The sequence below is a fragment of the Methylobacterium nigriterrae genome (genome assembly GCF_037106235.1).
Classification (GTDB): Bacteria; Pseudomonadota; Alphaproteobacteria; order Rhizobiales; family Beijerinckiaceae; genus Methylobacterium; species Methylobacterium nigriterrae.
In genome coordinates this window covers 1-15769 of the sequence record NZ_JBAWTG010000038.1, presented here as the reverse complement: position 1 = coordinate 15769, position 15769 = coordinate 1, and the positions used below count along the sequence as shown (strand labels likewise).

At 69.1% G+C, this 15769-nt stretch carries 13 protein-coding genes; 8 read left to right on the top strand and 5 right to left on the bottom strand.

The genetic code is table 11. The features are described from left to right. The first annotated feature begins 322 nt into the window (after positions 1-322). On the top strand, positions 323-883 hold the full coding sequence (locus WDW90_RS19395) for a hypothetical protein (protein ID WP_336489095.1): 561 nt from the start codon (positions 323-325) through the stop codon (positions 881-883). Between the two features lie 34 nt (positions 884-917). On the opposite strand, the gene opgC is transcribed toward WDW90_RS19395, so the two are convergent. The 4 genes from opgC to WDW90_RS19375 form a co-directional block, all read right to left on the bottom strand. Continuing rightward, positions 918-2105, bottom strand: coding sequence for an OpgC domain-containing protein (gene opgC, locus WDW90_RS19390; RefSeq protein WP_336489094.1), 1188 nt, complete (start codon positions 2103-2105; stop codon positions 918-920). Between the two features lie 93 nt (positions 2106-2198). After that, entirely contained in the window at positions 2199-3626 is a 1428-nt protein-coding gene (locus tag WDW90_RS19385; protein WP_336489093.1) for an O-antigen ligase family protein, read from the bottom strand. A gap of 63 nt (positions 3627-3689) precedes the next feature. Beyond that, positions 3690-4439 carry a WecB/TagA/CpsF family glycosyltransferase gene (locus WDW90_RS19380; protein WP_336489092.1) on the bottom strand — a complete coding sequence of 250 codons (750 nt, stop codon included), beginning with the start codon at positions 4437-4439 and terminating at the stop codon, positions 3690-3692. 63 nt (positions 4440-4502) lie between these two features. Then, a complete protein-coding gene (locus tag WDW90_RS19375; RefSeq protein WP_336489091.1) occupies positions 4503-5540 on the bottom strand; it encodes a Wzz/FepE/Etk N-terminal domain-containing protein in 1038 nt (345 codons plus the stop codon). 886 nt (positions 5541-6426) lie between these two features. Here WDW90_RS19375 and WDW90_RS19370 point away from each other — a divergent pair. The 7 genes from WDW90_RS19370 to WDW90_RS19340 all read left to right on the top strand — a co-directional run bounded on the left by WDW90_RS19370 (position 6427) and on the right by WDW90_RS19340 (position 14132). After that, positions 6427-7194, top strand: a complete 768-nt coding sequence (locus WDW90_RS19370) for a sugar transferase (RefSeq protein ID WP_336489090.1) — start codon at positions 6427-6429, stop codon at positions 7192-7194. Positions 7195-7301: 107 nt separating this feature from the next. After that, positions 7302-8558, top strand: a complete 1257-nt coding sequence (locus WDW90_RS19365; RefSeq protein ID WP_336489089.1) for a polysaccharide biosynthesis/export family protein — start codon at positions 7302-7304, stop codon at positions 8556-8558. Positions 8559-8566: 8 nt separating this feature from the next. Beyond that, positions 8567-9712, top strand: coding sequence for a glycoside hydrolase family 5 protein (locus tag WDW90_RS19360; protein WP_336489088.1), 1146 nt, complete (start codon positions 8567-8569; stop codon positions 9710-9712). Positions 9713-9753: 41 nt separating this feature from the next. Continuing rightward, a complete protein-coding gene (locus WDW90_RS19355) occupies positions 9754-11205 on the top strand; it encodes an oligosaccharide flippase family protein (RefSeq protein WP_336489087.1) in 1452 nt (483 codons plus the stop codon). A 41-nt stretch (positions 11206-11246) separates the two neighbouring features. Then, positions 11247-12116 (top strand): glycosyltransferase family 2 protein, encoded by an 870-nt coding sequence (locus WDW90_RS19350; RefSeq protein ID WP_336489086.1) that lies wholly within the window; start codon positions 11247-11249, stop codon positions 12114-12116. Positions 12117-12165: 49 nt separating this feature from the next. Further along, positions 12166-13143, top strand: a complete 978-nt coding sequence (locus WDW90_RS19345) for a glycosyltransferase family 8 protein (RefSeq protein ID WP_336489085.1) — start codon at positions 12166-12168, stop codon at positions 13141-13143. Positions 13144-13172: 29 nt separating this feature from the next. After that, a complete protein-coding gene (locus WDW90_RS19340; protein ID WP_336489084.1) occupies positions 13173-14132 on the top strand; it encodes a glycosyltransferase family 2 protein in 960 nt (319 codons plus the stop codon). A 46-nt stretch (positions 14133-14178) separates the two neighbouring features. Here the strand turns inward: WDW90_RS19340 and WDW90_RS19335 are convergent. Then, on the bottom strand, positions 14179-15769 hold a 1591-nt coding region (locus tag WDW90_RS19335), incomplete at its 5' end, for a carbohydrate-binding domain-containing protein (RefSeq protein ID WP_336489083.1).

Genomic DNA, 15769 nt, shown 5'->3' with positions numbered 1-15769 from the left:
GCTCGCTTACTTCGTGAAGGAAAGACTTCTTTCGTCGACGGTGCGATCGCCAGCAAATCGACGCTCGGATTACTCCGAAAGTGTTCGGACGCATCCGATGATTGCGCGTCTGCGCAGACTGACTTCTCGCACGCATCACTTTGCGGGATGCAATCCCGGTGACTGTGCATTATCATATGTGCACGATCGAGCGGCGGAGATCACCGGTCGAATCGCGCCGAGTACCGCACGGTGTGCCGGCCGTCACTCTGCGGAATCGAGGAGATCCCGCTCGGCGACGGGCGATGGTCCGTTCGGCCGGCCGGAGAGCGAGAGGACATCCATGGCAGTCCCGCGTCGCGATGAGGGGGCGGGTCCGCATTCGCGGGCCGAACCGTCGCGGTCTCGCACCTTCCTGGGCTGGCCGGTCTTCGGCGGCTGGTTGCCCATGATCGCGTTCTACGATCCGCCCTGCCAGGCGGACGGACGGCCCTGGAACGGCGTGAAGGACCCGGGCTACCGCATCACTATCCTGGCGCTCGGCTGGCTGAACCACGGCTTCTCGGTGACGGTCGGGGCGCCGCGCCCGGCGGGCGGCCCGGGCCGGGACAGGGAGGCCGCCCTGAACGAGGCCGTCGCGGCCCTCGACCGGCGCCTCGACTTCGCGCGAGACCTGCGCGCCGCGGATGCGCCGCAGGTGGCGTGGAAGATCATGGACGTGGCTCCGCGCGGCCATGGCAGCCCGCCGATCCTGGCCTTCTGCCCCGGCGCCGATGGGGACGAGCAGATCCAGATCGTCCGGTGGAGCGCCTCGGGCGCGGGCCCGGGCTGGTGCGACGCCAAGGGGCGGCCGGTGCGGCCCGTCCGCTGGGCTGCGCTGCCGGACGCGCCCGCCGATCTCTGAGGGACGGAAGCCGGACCCGTCCGGCCGTCCCGGCTCACATCGCGGGAAACGTCCGTTGCAGGGGCAACGGGCGTCCGCCCCCTGCGTCCCGCCTGGCCTGCGGTGCCTCCGATGGCACGCGGTCGGCGGCACGGCCCCGCCGAGGCGCGAAGGCGTCCGTGAAGGCGACCCAGGCGAACATGAAGCCCAGGAGCAGGGCCTCGGCCGCGACGTAGACCGCGACGAGCCCCGTCTGCTGCCAGGCGAGGGCGACCCCGTAGAGACCGACATTGCTCGCGCAGAAGGCCGCGAGCGAATGGCGGCCGAGAAGGGTGAAGAGGCGGCCGATCCGGGTGTCGACGAGCTCGAACCGGCGCGACACCCAGATCATCAGGACGAGCAGGCTCAGGAAGCTCAGCACCCGCACCGGCCCGAGCGTGGCGCGGTCGGCGGACGGGATCGTCCAGAGCGGCCCCGGGAAGCCGAGCCAGTGCGCGTAGCGCTGCCCGATCGTCAGCACCATCAGCACGGCGACGACGAGGCCCGCCGCCCAGACGACGGCCGGCCTGCGCAGGATCGTGCCGGCGATCGGGCCGTAAGCCCGTCCGGCGCCCAGGATCATGCCGCCGAAGAAGAGGCTCTGCCACGACCACAGGTTGATCGCGATCGTCTCGTCATGCGCGAACCCGATCGTGTGCTCGAGAACCTGCATGCCGAGCCATGTCGCTGCGAGCCACCCGACGGCGAGGGGAGGGCGCCAGAACATCACGGCGGCGAAGGCCGGCGCGAGCATCAGGAAGACGATGTAGACCTGCAGGACGTCGAGACCGAAGGGAGCGGTCTGGAGAAGCATGAAATCGAGCAGGCCGCCGAACGGGTCGGTCGCGATCCGCCCGAAGCGGCTGGCCTCGATCAGGACCGGCTGCGCCCAGTGAAGCGCGGCCGCGATGACCACCAGCGTCACGGCGTTGTAGGCGTAAAGCTGCCAGGCGCGATACCAGGAATCCCGCACGATCTGCCGGTTGAAGGCCTCGGCCTGCGCGAGCCGCGCGTGCCCGAACAGGTACCCGCTGAGCAGGAAGAAGAGTTCCGCCGTCGACGAGGGCAGGAATTGCGAGAGGGTGACGACGCTCGGCGAGGCCCTGCCCATCAACCGCGTCAGCGAAGTCCCATGGTCGAGCGCCATGCTGGCGAGCATGAATCCCCTGATCAGGTCCAACTCGGTGATGCGCTGACGTTCCATGGTCCCCCCCGATGGCCGGCAGGATTTCGCGGCTGATCCGCGTCGCGGTCATCGCCTCCGATGCGGAGACGCGCCTGCGACGCGCCCCGTCCCTCACGCGGGGACCCCGCCCGGATCGTCGAAGCGGAACGGCGAGCGGCTCGCCCGGGGCCCCGCCGGTTTCGGCCGCCCCTGCCGGCGGGCCAGGGACAGGAAGGCGATCGAGAAGAAGCTGATCGGCAGGTAGGCGACGAGGCCGCCGATCGTGGGCTCGGTGAGCCCGTAGATGAGGACGAAGATCAGCAGGGCGATGATCGCGTGGGCGCGCTCGCTCCAGAGTCGTCGCAGCGTCGCGCCGAGGCTGAGCATGAAGAGCACCAGGCCGATGGCGCCGCCCGCGAACAGGATGTTGAGGTAGAGGTTGTGCGCGTGCGCGGCGGCCGCGAACAGGAGCGGGTGATGCGGCAGGATGAACTTCGCCGAGCCGGCGCCGTATCCGAAGAGGGGCTGTTCGGTCCAGAGCTCGAGCACCACCGCCCAGATCCGGGTTCGGCCCGTGCCGCTCGTGATCTCCTCCGCGGAGCCGGAGCGGGAGACGCTGCTGAGCAGGGCGTCGCCGAAGCTCGCGAAGACGAGGAGGCCGATCGACGCCACCAGCAGACCGACCGTGAGCTTCGCCCCGACCTGCCCGCGGACGAGGTAGACGTACGCGAAGGCGAGCCCCATCGCCACGAGGGACATGCGGTTGTTGCTCATGACGAGGCAGAACGCGAAGGGCAGGACGAGCACCCAGAACAGGGGCCGCCGCCACGGGATCCCGGACAGCAGCGCGGTGAGCAGGATGCCGATCGCGGCCGCGGCGCCCGCGCCGTTGGCGGTGCCGAGCACGCCCTGAAGACGGGAGGTCGGCACGAAGGCGCCGTTCACCCAGTCGCTCATGCGGCCGAGCTGCGGCACCAGGAAATAGGCCGCGATCGAGACGACGCAGAGGATGAAGCAGGCCGCGATCAGCGCCTTGACGAGGTTGTCGGCGCCGAGCAGCCTAGCGAAATGGTATAGGAACAGGAACGCCGCCAGATTCGAGAACGTCTCGACCAGTGCAGTCTGAGGCTGCAGCGAGATGAAGCTCGTCAGGATCTGATAGATCAGGAACAGCACCCAGAGGACGATATCCGCGGGCTGCCTGACCGGGGCACGCTTCAGCATGCCGGTCGCCGCCATGACGGTCATCAGCGCGATGCAGGCGAGCTTGATGAGGATCTGCCCGTCGATCGACTTGTCGTCGATGTCGCGAACCCGCAGGTTGGCGCATTGCAGGACGATGACGGCGATGCCGAGATAGAAGGCGTAGCGGCCGTTCCAATTCAGCGCCTGAAGCGTCGCGAAGATCGCGACGGGAAGCGGCAGGGTCGCCAGGACGATGGCGAGCGCCGCGTAATCCTGCTCGATCCAGGCGCCGACGCAGAGCGCTGCCGCGACGGCCGCGAGGCTGATCGTGGCGAGCGTCGGCATCAGGGGCTGACGCGCGGCTGTCCCGGTCATGCTCATCCTGCCTGCACCTGACGCTGCCTCCTGCCGCGATACCGCCCTGTCACCACGCCGCCCTCAGCCCTCCTGGAACCGCCCGAGGCGGACGCGCGCGAGACCGAGGCGCGCCAGGAACAGGAGGTTGCCGACGAGGTAGCGGCTCGCCAGCCGTCGCGGCTCGATGCACAGGCGGTAGATCCACTCCAGGCGGGCGCGGCGGATCCAGCCGGGCGCCCGCGGCACCGTGCCGGTGATGAAGTCGAACCACGCGCCGACGGCCATCGCGCAGAGGCACACGCCCGGGACGTTGTCGGCGATCCAGCGTTCCTGACGGGGATTGCCCATGCCGACGAGGATCAGATCGGGCCGCGCCGCGGCGATCGTCCGGCGCAGCGAGGCCTCGTCGGCCGCGTCGAGGAAGCCGTTATGCGTGCCCACCACCGTGTGGCGCGGCCATCGCTCCTGAACGATCGCGCCGGCCTTCTCGACGACGTCGGGCCTGGCGCCGAGCAGGAAGAGCCGCAGATCGTGGCTCGTGCGGTCGAGATAGGCGGTGACGAAATCCGTCCCGTTCAGGTTCTCCGGGAAAGCGCGCCCGTGCAGGACGCGGCGGGCGATGTCGACGCCGACGCCGTCGTTCAGCACGAGGAACTGGCCGAGCCGGTTCCGCAGGGCTTCGTTGCCCGAGCAGACATTCGACAGATGCGCGTTCAGGAATGCGACCCGCGTCGCGTCGCGCTGCTCGACGCGCTCGTCGATGTGATCGACCACGTTGTGCACCGGGCCCGACTGGACCCACACACCGAGGATGTCGACGCCATTCAGCATTCCGCGGTCTCCACGCTTGAATCGATGTGGCGCGGGCGGCAGGGCGCCGCCCGTGCGGCGGCGTCAGGCACGCAGGCCCATCGCGTGCCGCTCCAGGATGATCGCCCGCAGCACGCCGAGCGCGATGCCGATGAACAGGGAGGCGGCCAGGATGAGGAGGGTCTTCGGCGAACTCTTCGATAGCGGCGGGTAGGCGGCGCTCGCGACCTGGGCATCCGGCAGGGATAGGAATTGCTGCTGCCACGTCTCCGCGTAGCGCTCGAGGAACTTGTCGTGCAGCACCCGATAGGTCTGGGCCGAGCTTTCCAGGTTCTTCAGCGTGACGCGGGCGGAGGCCGAGCTCTCGCCCTCGAGGGATCCCGAGAACTTCAGCTGCTCGACGGCGCGCTCGGCCTTCTGGGCCTGCGACTGCAACTCGTCGGTGCGTTCCTGCAGCATCTTGCTGAGGCGCCGCGCCGTCTCCTCGCGCAGCCGCATCTGGTCGTCGATATAGGCCGCCGCGTAGGCGTTCGTGACCCGCGCCGCCTGGACCGGATCGGGCAGGATCGTCGAGATCTCAACGACGTAGGTCAGGCCGAGCCGTTTGGCCGAGGTGAGCTTCTGCAGGGCCCGCGCGGCGGCGATGACCTTGGGGTCCTCGCCCGGCATCGTCGGGATCGGCCGCTTCCAGAACTTGACCCTATCCATCACCTCGGCGATGGCGCGCTCGACCGGGCCGCCCATGAGGGCAGGGTCGTCGGCGAGATTTTCGCTCTCCACCACCCGCCGCATGATGCGCTCGGACTTCAGGATCTCGACCTGGCTCTCGATGTTGGCCGATTCCACGTTGGCATCGGTCAGCGTCGGCGCGTTGCGCAGGTTAGCGTTGCTCTTGGTATCGATCAGGACGAGCGCGCTCGCGGTGAATTGCGGCGAGGCCAGCACCAGGTAGGCGCCGGCGGCCGCGAGCGTGAGCGCCGTGATCGCGACGATCGACCGCCAATGCTTGCGCAGGCTCGGGCCGAGGGCCGCGAGCGGCGGATTCGGCGCCGGCGCCTCGACGAAGACATCGGTGCGGTCGATGCTGCGGATCGTCGCCTCGTTCCACTGGAATTCTCGCATTCCGCGTAGCCTCCAAGCCGAACGGCACCGGTGTGCCGCCCGCCATTGATCATGCCCGCCATCGGCTTTTCGCATGTGCGAACGGTTCTGATGGCCGCTCGTCTCTGCGTTGCTTCGTCGCGGTCCAGGCGCCCACAGCATCGGCGGCGGCTGACCTTTCGAATGCCCGCGCTCTACATCGCATTCGAGCGATGCGCGACGTCCTGCCACGGCACGATCCGTGCCAAGAGACGCGATGGCTGAGCTGTTTCAACACGTGCCTTGCCAAAATGCACGCTCAAATGTTGTTCGACGTCTCGCTGCGTTGCAACAAAAATAGCCATTTGCGGTCAAACATCAGCGCATTATCGCCGCATTTCCTTTGGGACTGCAGGACAACACGTTCGTTCTGAGTTCGAATACGTTCAGGCAGGCTCTCCAAAGGCCCGATTTGCAATTTCGTTTCTGGCCGTCGCGATGTTCTGATCGACGGCGGTGGGAGGGCCAAAAATCTTCGGGAACCATCTCGCAGCTGCGTTGTTAACGCGCGCCTGCCCGTGCCTTATAGTGATCTCGTCCGCGGGCCCGAGCGATCGGCCGTACAGATTGCGACGATCTCCAAAGCATAGTTCGGTCGACATCGTCGGATTTGGCGGGCGCATCTCGCGCGTGAGAATAATATCATAGCAAGGTTCCTCTCAAATCCGTGACTAGTCGGCGAATTAGAGCCTCATTCACCGTCCGAGTCTCTGTCACGTGATAGAAATGTGTGCAAAACGCGCTGTTTTGACGCAAATTAACGCACGAAAACGTACCGTCAAGCGCATGCTGCGGCGCAAAAACGATTGACGGGGACCGCTCCCGCCCTCTAGTGGTTAACCATCGCTCAACGCTTGAGGGCCAACCGATGTCCGTGCCGCCTTCAGTCGCGCGTATACGCTCGCTGTCGTCCGCTACGCAGTTCGCAAGCTCAGATCGCTCAAGTTTTTCTGGTGCCATACACGCTGACAATGATCGCTTCTGTCCTGAACGCATTCGAATACAGGCCGTCCACGCACATGCGGATTACGTCAGTCCGTACTTAAATTCGCGCACGAAGCGGATGTTCGATGTAATCGTTGCTTTTTCTCTGCTGTTTCTCTTGTTGCCGTTGCTGCTTATTGTGGCGACGCTGGTTCGCGTGACGTCACGAGGCCCGGTCCTGTTCAAACAATCCCGCACCGGCGCGGACGGCGTGCCGTTCCTGGTCTTCAAGTTCCGCTCGATGTACGCGGCCAGCTGCCAGGAACGGACCGTGCAGCAGGCGACGCGCACGGATCCGCGGATCACGCCGCTCGGACGCTTCATACGCCGCACCAGCATCGACGAGCTGCCGCAGCTCCTCAATGTCCTGCAGGGGCATATGTCGCTGATCGGGCCGCGCCCGCACGCGATGGCGCACGATGCCTATTACGCGGCGCAGATCCCCCATTACACCAAGCGCTTCGCAGCCCGCCCAGGCCTGTCCGGTCTCGCTCAGGTCCGCGGCTCGCGCGGCGAGACGCCCCTGACGTCGGACATGGAACGGCGGATCTCGTTCGACCTCGACTACATCCGAACGGCCTCCTTTGCCCTGGACTGCCGCCTGATGCTGGCGACCGCGCGCGAGACGATCTTCAGCTCGGCCGCCTACTGACACGGGCCGCCCGCCCGGCCGAGCCGGGCGGGCGGCACTCGGATCAACGCGAATACGGGGCATTGCCCGCGGCGCCGACCGCATCCGCCACCACGAAGGGATCTCCGATGAGAACGTCGATCGAGCGGAGCCTCTGCAGCCTCGCGGCGGGGCTCTGCCTGCTCGCGCTGCCGACGCGGGCCTGCGCCGAGTACCGGATCCAGGCCGGCGACGTCCTCGAGGTCGCGGTCGCCGGTCTGCCCGACCTGAAGCAGCGAAGCCTCGTCAGTCGCGACGGCGAGGTGACCCTTCCGATGATCCGGCCGGTAAAGGTCGCAGGCCTCGATCTCGCCGGCGCCCAGAAGCTCGTGAAGGATCAGCTCTCGCAGAAGCTCGTCCAGCAGCGCGCCCCGGACGGGCGCGAGGCGGTGACGGCGATCGCTCCCGACGCCGTGACGCTCACCATTGCGGAGTATCGCCCCGTCTACCTCAACGGGGACGTGACCAAGCCCGGCGAGCAGACCTACCGGCCCGGCCTCACGGTGCGGCAGGCGGTGGCGCTGGCGGGCGGCTACGAGATCATGCGCTTCCGGATGAACAATCCGTTCCTGGAAGGGGCCGACCTGCGCAACGACTACCAGTCGCTGTGGATGCAGTACGTCAAGGAGCAGGGCCGGATCTGGCGGCTCAAGTCGCAGATGAACCAGGCCGGCCTGCAGCCGCTCGAGAAGATGACGCAGGCACCCCTGCCCAAGGAGGCGCTCGACGAGGTCCGGGCCAATGCGCGCCAGCAGCTCGGCCTCGCCAACGAGCGCCTGCAGGCCGAGCGGGCCTACCTGCAGAAGGCCGTGAAGGTCGCCGACGACCAGATCGCGCTCTTGAGGGCGCGCCAGGGCCGTGACGACGAGAACGTCCAGACCGACACCAACGACTACAACAAGCTCAAGGAATTCTCCGAGCGCGGCAACCTGCCGATGACGCGCCTCTCCGAGGCGCGCCGGCTGTTCCTGTTCTCGGCGACGCAATCCCTGCAGACCGGCGTGCAGCTCACGAACACCGTGCGCGAGCGCGACGAGGCGCAGCGCAAGATCGGGCGTCTCGACGAGGAACGCCGCGCCGACATCCTGAAGGATCTCGAGGAGGCGACCATCAACCTCGACGGCATCCGCTCGCGCCTCCAGGCGGTCGGCGAGAAGATCACCTACACGGGCGTGATCCGCTCGCAGCTCGCCCGCGGCGGCGGCGCCAAGCCCGCGATCCGGATCGTGCGGGCGGCCTCGAACGGCGGCGGCAACGAGTCCGCCACCGAGGACACCGAGGTGATGCCGGGCGACACGATCGAGGTCGCGCTGCACACCGAGGTGCCGGCGCTCCCGACGGATTGAGCGTGCACATGTCTCCCTCTCCCTCCCACCCCGATCGCCGCGGCGTCGTCGCGGGTCTGACCGGCCTTGCCGCCGCGGCCCTCGCCCCGGGTCGAGCCCGCGCGCAGGCGCGGCCGGGGCCGCTCGCGCGCGGCATCAACCTGTCGCACTGGTTCGCCCAGAGCAGCCACGGCTACGGCGCCGCTCATCTCGCGGGCTTCGTGACACCGGCCGAGCTCGGGCGGATCGCCGCGGCGGGCTTTGACCATGTCCGCCTCAGCGTCGAGCCCGCCATCCTGTTCGCCAAGGACGGCCCGCCGGCCCTGGTCGAGCCCGTCCTCGCGCAGCTCGCCGGCGCTCTGGACCGGATCGCCGCGGCGGGGCTCGCCGTCGTCGTCGATCTCCATCCGGTCGGCAACGCCAAGGACGGCCTGCTGACGCGGGGCGGCGCCGACGACTTCGTGGCGCGTTGGCGGCTCCTCGCCGGCGCGCTCGCACCCCGCGATCCCGACCGGACGATCATCGAGATCCTCAACGAGCCCGAGCCGCTGAAGGGCGAGGCCTGGTGGGATCTGCAGGGGCGGGCGCTCGCCGCGATCCGGGAGGCCGGCGCTCGGCAGGCCGTGATCGTCAACGGCGGCGCCTGGAGCGGCATCGACGACCTCGTCGCGCGCGAGCCCTATCCGGATCGCCGGCTCGTCTACACGATCCACCATTACGCACCCCTCCTGTTCACGCATCAGGCGACGACGTGGAGCTGGGACGTGGCGCGCCGCGTCTCCGGCCTCGGCTGGCCCGTCGCCGCCGACCAGGCCGAGGCCGCCGCCGCGGCCGCGACGCGGGATGCGGAGGCGCACGGCTTCGTGCGCGACCAGATCGCGCAAGGGCAGTTCAGCCGCGCGGCGCTCGAGGCGCAGTTCGACCGGCTCTCCCTCTGGCAATCGCGGCATGGCGGGCTGCCCGTCTATGTCGGCGAGTTCGGCGTCTACGTGCGGGCCGCCCCGCTCGAGGCGCGGCTCGCCTGGGTCCGGGCCGCCCGCGAGAGCTTCGAGCGCCGCGGCTGGGGCTGGGCCCTGTGGGACAATTCAGCCGAGTTCGGCTTCCTCGCGGCGACGAACGACCGGCGCAGCCTCGACCCGCTCATGCTGCGCGCCCTCGGAGTCCAGGCCTCGTGAGCGGCTCGGGTCCGGCAGGGGCAGGGAGCGCGGGCGGACGCATGGCCGAGACCTTGGCCGAGACCTCGGCCGAGAACTCGCAGGGCAAGCTCCGCTCGAGCGGTCCGCTGCTCGCGGCGAACCTCCTCGAGGCTCTGCTGCCCTTCGCGCGCAACATCGCTCTCGCGCGCCTGATCTCACCCGAGGAGTTCGGCCTCGCCGTCTCGCTCTCGGTCGTGATGGGGATAATCGAGGTCCTGACCGATTTCGGCCTGCCGATCTTCGCGGTCCGCAAGACCACGCCGGTTCCGCCGACCGTCCTGATGGGCACCCTGCAGAGCCTCGCGCTCGTCCGGGCGAGCGTGCTCGCGCTGATCCTCGTCGCGATCTCGCCCTTCGTGGCGCGCGCCTTCCACGCCGGGGATTCGGCGGGCATCTACGCCCTTCTCGGCCTGATCGCCTTCCTCCGCGGCTTCGAGAATTTCGGCGTGAAGGAGATGATGCGCCGCTACGTGTTCTGGCGCGAGGCGGTGGTGCTCGGGAGCGCGCAGGTCGTGGGCGTCGCCGTGACGGTGGCGATCGCGGCAGCGGCCGGGGGCTTCGCCTGCATGATCTGGGGCATGCTGGCCACCACCCTGACCACGGTCCTCCTGTCCCACCTGCTGTCGCCGCTGCCCTACCGGCTCGCCTGGAACCGGGCGGCGGCCCGCGACGCCGCGTCCTTCGGCCGGCCCCTCGTCGTCAACGGCATGGCCGTCGCGCTGGGCCTCAGCGACCGTGTCCTCGTCGGCAGCGTTCTCGGGCCGACGCTCCTCGCCTTCTACAACGTGGCCTACGGGACCGCGACGCTGCCCCGCACGGTGCTCGCCAAGTTCCTCACGAGCGCGTTCCTGCCGCTGTTCGTGGAGCACCGGGAGCGCGGCGGCGCATCCAGTCTGTTCGACACCTGGGCCTGGTGCCTGTCGTGCCTCGCCTTCACCTACGGTCTCGGCCTCAGCCTCGTCGGCGATCGGATCCTGGCGCTCGTGTTCAGCGCCGCCTACCAGCCCTCGCGCCTCTTCATGTGCCTTGCCGGCATGAGCGTGTGCGTGAAGTTCCTGATGCTGCTGCCCGTGCCGGCGGCCTACGCCTCCGGCAATACCCGGCTCGTCACCTGCGGCTCGGTGCTCTCCGCGCTGTCGATCGTGCCGGGAGCCGCCTGCCTGGCCTGGCAGCGGAACCTCGACCTCTTCCTCCTGGCCGTCACGCTCACCGAGTTCGCCGCGCTCATCCTGTACGGCACGATGGCGATGCGCGAGCAGGCCTTCACGCGGACGGCCGCCTGGCTCGCCATCGCGGTTCCGGTGACGCTTCTCGCCGCGCTCGCCGCCACGACCCTGGCGCAGCCGCAGCTCACGCCCGGCGCATGGTTCCTCGCCTGCGGGCTGGCGCTCCTCGTCTCCGTCGCCGCCTACGGCGCGATGATCCTCAGATTCCGGATCGGGCTGCGCGTCCTGATCTCGAACTCGGCCTGAGCGGCCCATTCGTCGCGCGACGCGGAGCCTGGAACGGAACGATGGCCATCATCCTGATCTCGACGACCGACATGAGAGGCCCGCGCGGACCCGAATTCGCGCGCCTCCTCGACTCGATCGAGCGCAACGCCAGCGCGTCCCTGCCGGTGCGCGCCTACATCCTCCTGCAGAACTGCACGCAGGACGAGCTCGAGCGCGTCCGGGCCGCGGCACCGGCATGCTGCGCGCTCGCGGCGGTGCCCGGCCGCCTCTCGATCTCGGCCGCGCGCAACCGCCTGATCGAGACGGTCTTGTCCGAGGCTGCGGTCGGGCCGGACGACGTCGTCGGCTTCCCCGACGACGATTGCTGGCTGCCCGACGCGGTCCTGGCGCGGCTCGCGACGGTGTTCTCCGAGCGCCCCGATCTCGACGTGCTGATCTGCCGGGTCTCCCTCGATCCCGATCCGAGGCCCTTCGACGCGGCCTCCGTCGCGCCGGCCTCGGCCCGCCAGATCGTGCGGGTCTCGACGTCGAACAACATGTTCTTCCGCGGCTCGCTCATCGGCCGCGTCGGCCCCTTCGATCCGGAGCTCGGCCTCGGCACGCCGAACGGCGGAGGCGAGGACACCGACTACGTCATCCGGGCCTTCCTGCGTGCCGAGGGCGCCGGCATCATCGACCGGGCTCTCGTCGGCCATCCCGAGCCCGACAAGGACTGCGCCGCGAAGTACTTCCGGGGCGCCCTGGTCGTGCTCGCGCGCCATGCCCGGCTAAGGCCCGCGCTGATGCGCGAGTTCCTGCGCAAGCCCCTCGTCGGGCTCTACTTCGTGGGGCGCGGCAAACTGTCGTGGAGCGCCTATCGCGCGGCCCTCGCCGAGGGCGGACGCTCGTTCCTGAAATCGCGCCCTACGGCGCGAGCCGCCTCGGCCTGAGGCGCCCTCCGGCGAGCAAGCCCGCGCCCGGCAGGCAAGGAGACAAGGCATGCCCCAATCGCCCGAGACGCCGATCCGAGTGCTCTACTGCCTCGACAACAACTACCTGCGCCAGCTCGGCATCAGCCTCGCGTCGATGCTCCGAAGCAACCCGGCATCGCGCTTCGAGGTCCATATCGCGATGCTCGCGCGCGACCGCGTGCTCTCGAACCGCGTGATGGACGCGGTCACGGCGGCGTTCGGCAACGTCCGGATCGCCTATCACGATCTCGACGAGACGCTGTTCGACGCATTCCCGGTCACCCAGTCCATCTCCAAGAGCACCTATATCCGCATCATTCTCGGCCGGTTCGTCCCGCGCGACTGCGAGCGGATCCTCTATCTCGATGCGGACACGATCGTCCGCGCCGACGTTCGGCCGCTCTGGCGCACGCCCCTGGACGGGGCGGTGCTCGCGGCCGTGCGCGATCATTTCAGCCTGGATGCCGAGGCGATCTCGTTCGCGCCCGACGAGCCGTACTTCAATGCCGGCGTCCTCCTGATCGATATGAATCGCTGGCGCGCGCTCGACATCGAGGGGCGCGTGCTCGCCTATCTCGGCGAGCACGCGAACCGCCTGCCCTGGATGGACCAGGACGCGCTGAACGCCGTGCTCCGCGGCCACGTGCGCTACGTCGGGCTCGAATGGAACTTCCAGCCGCGCTGCGCCGATGTCCCTGCGGAATTCCTGGGCCTGGACGAGGCCACCTACGCGCGGCTGCGCGCGCATCCGAGCCTCGTGCACTACACGACGTCCTTCAAGCCCTGGAATGCCGCCCATCGGGTTCATTACAGCGGCCTCTTCTACGAGGCTGCGCGCCTCCTCCCGTCCTCTCCGGACCTCGTCCCGCAGCCGCCCGGCGCCGGCAGATTCCGGGACCGCCTGATGGGCCTGAAGACCACGCTCCGCTGGCATTTCCCGCGTGCCTTCCGTCGAATCCGGCAGATCCTGAAGCCGAGCGAAGCCGCACTCATGTACCGGGCCTGATGGTGCCTCGCGACAGGGAGACGTGCCCCTTGAACGCGCCGCGGATTTCCTTCGTCATGGCCGCCTTCGACGCCGCGCCCTACGTCGAGGCGGCGATCCGCTCGGCCCTCGGCCAGACCGGGCTCGCCGTGGAGGTGATCGTCGTCGACGATGCCTCGCGCGACGACACCGCGGCGCGGGTCGCGGCCCTGGCGGCGTCGGATCCGCGGGTCCGGCTTCTGCGCCGCGCCTGCGGGGGAGGGCCCTCGGCCGCCCGCAATCTCGCGATCGCTCAGGCGCGGGGCGATTGGATCGCGATCCTCGATGCCGACGACCTCGTCGAGCCGGAGCGCGGCGCGCGGCTCGTCGCGCTGGCCGAGGAATCCGGCTGCGCCGTTGCCGCCGATAATGCCCTGCGCTTCCTCGACGCCGATCCCGCCGTCGCCTGGCCGCTCCTGCCGCGCCGGCGCCCGGACGAGATCCGCCGCTTCGGGGTATCCGAGTACCTCCGACGAAACCGCATGATGCGGGGCGACGGCAATCTCGGGTATCTTAAGCCGATCTTCAGCCGCGCCTTCCTGACGGCGCACGGTATCGCCTATGACGAGCGCCTGCGCATCGGCGAGGATTTCAACTTCTGCCTCCGCTGCCTCGCGGCCGGCGCGGAACTCGTCGTGACCACCGAGCCGCTCTACCGGTACCGCGTCCTGCGCGGTTCGCTGTCGCGGCGGCTCGAACGCCGGGATGTCGCCGCCATGCTGGCGGCCCACGCCGATGTGCACGGGATGAGCCGAGACCGCAGGGTCCGCGATGCCGACCGACGGTACCGCCGCTCCCTTGCCGACGCGATCGTCTACATCGATTTCCGATCGGCCCTGCGCCAGCGGGACTGGGCCGGCACGATCGCGCTGTCCCGGCGGCCGCGCCTCTGGCTCACGGTCGCCGAGGTCGCGTGGAGCGCCGCGAAGCGCCGGCTCGCCGGCCGCGGCCTCCGGGCCGCGACCACCTGACTTGCCCGACCGCGGAGGTGCGGCCCCGATCGTCCGGCCCCTCGGGTCAGAGGTGCCAGTCGGTCGTGCTCTGGTGGAAGATGAGGGAGCCGCTGGAATAGAGGCCGGCCACGCCGCCGTTGTTCCAGCCGGCCGAGTTCTCGCCCGCCGAGCCCGCGAAGCTGTGCCCGTTCAGCGTCAGGCTATGCACGTATAGGTTGCGATCGGTGTCCGCCGAACCGCCATAGAGATCGTCGATGAAGGCGACCCTCACCTCGCCCGGGTTCGCTCCGAAGTCGCCGGTGAGCGTGATCGTCTCGGTCTGGCCGGCGGCGTGGGAGGCATGCGCCGTCTGGGTGTCCCCGACCTGCCGACCGTCGACGTAGACGACGAAGTGGGCGTCGCCCTTGTAGGCGTCCTCCGAGACCGTCAGGGCGAGGCTGTTCCTGGCGCTGTCGCCGACCCTGAACAGGGCCGAGCCGTTGTAGTAGAGCCCCGCCTCGCTCGCCGAGTTGACGCCGGCGTAGTTCGCGGCGGCGTTGCCCGCGACGCCGTGACCGTTCACCGTAATGCTCTCGACGTAGAGGTTGCGGTCGGCGCCCGCCGAGCCGCCGCTGAGGTCGTTGACGAACTGCACCGTGACGAGACTCGGATTCGCCCCGAAATCCCCGAGCAGGACGATGTCCTCGTGCTGCCCGGCGGCGTGCGAGGCGTGCGCCGTCTGCACGCCGCCGACCTGCTTGCCGTCGACCGTGACGCGGAACTGGGCGTCGCCCTGGTACGCGTCCTCCGAGACGCGCAGGACAAGGCTGCCGGGCGCGGTCGGCGCGTCGCCGACCGTGACGGCCGTGCCGCCGCGCCCGTCGCTCGTCACGCCGAAGATGCGGTCGCCGTAGCTGCCGGCGAGGTGGAGCGTGGCGAGCGTCGCGCCGTCCGCGGCGTGGATCGTGAGGAGACCGCGGCTGTCGTCGAACACGGCGTCGCGGGCGGCGCCGACGCCGAGGAGATCGATCCTGTGCCCGGTGGAGAAGCCCGTGATCGCGTTGGCGAGATCGTGCGTGCCGGTTCCCTGCAACGCCGAGGCGGTCAGCGAGAGCGTGGCGGCCGCGCCCGGATCGAAGGTGATCGCGCCGGTCCCGGCCGCGCCGAGGCTCGCGAGTTCCAGTTCGCCGCCGTGGAGATGCGTGCCGCCCGAGTAGGTGTTGGCTGCCGACAGGACGAGGAGGCCGTCCCCGGTCTTCTCGACGATGCCGGCGGCCTCGCCCGCCATGTCGACGATCCGGCCGGCCAGCGTCGCGGTCTCGCCCTTCGCGACGCTGAAGGTCGGGTCGCCCGCGATCGTGAAATTCGTCGAGACGACGTGGTCGCCGTCGAACGTGACGGTGCTGCCGTTCGGCAGCGCCACGGTCAGGCTCGCATCCGGCTGATCGGCCGTGATCAGCAGGTCCCCATTGGCGAAGGCCTGTTTGAAGGCTTGTGCGGATTGGGGTTTGCTTCCGTCTCGGAAGGCGCCGTCGTAGTTGGCGTAGTCGCTTTCCCAGTAGTTCTGGTAGAGCATACCGTGGTCGGCGAACCACTTGGCGGCGGCGGCGATGTAGGCTCCGGCGCCGTCGGTCTGGACGCCCCATTCGGAGATGGCGGTGGCCTTGCCGTGGGCG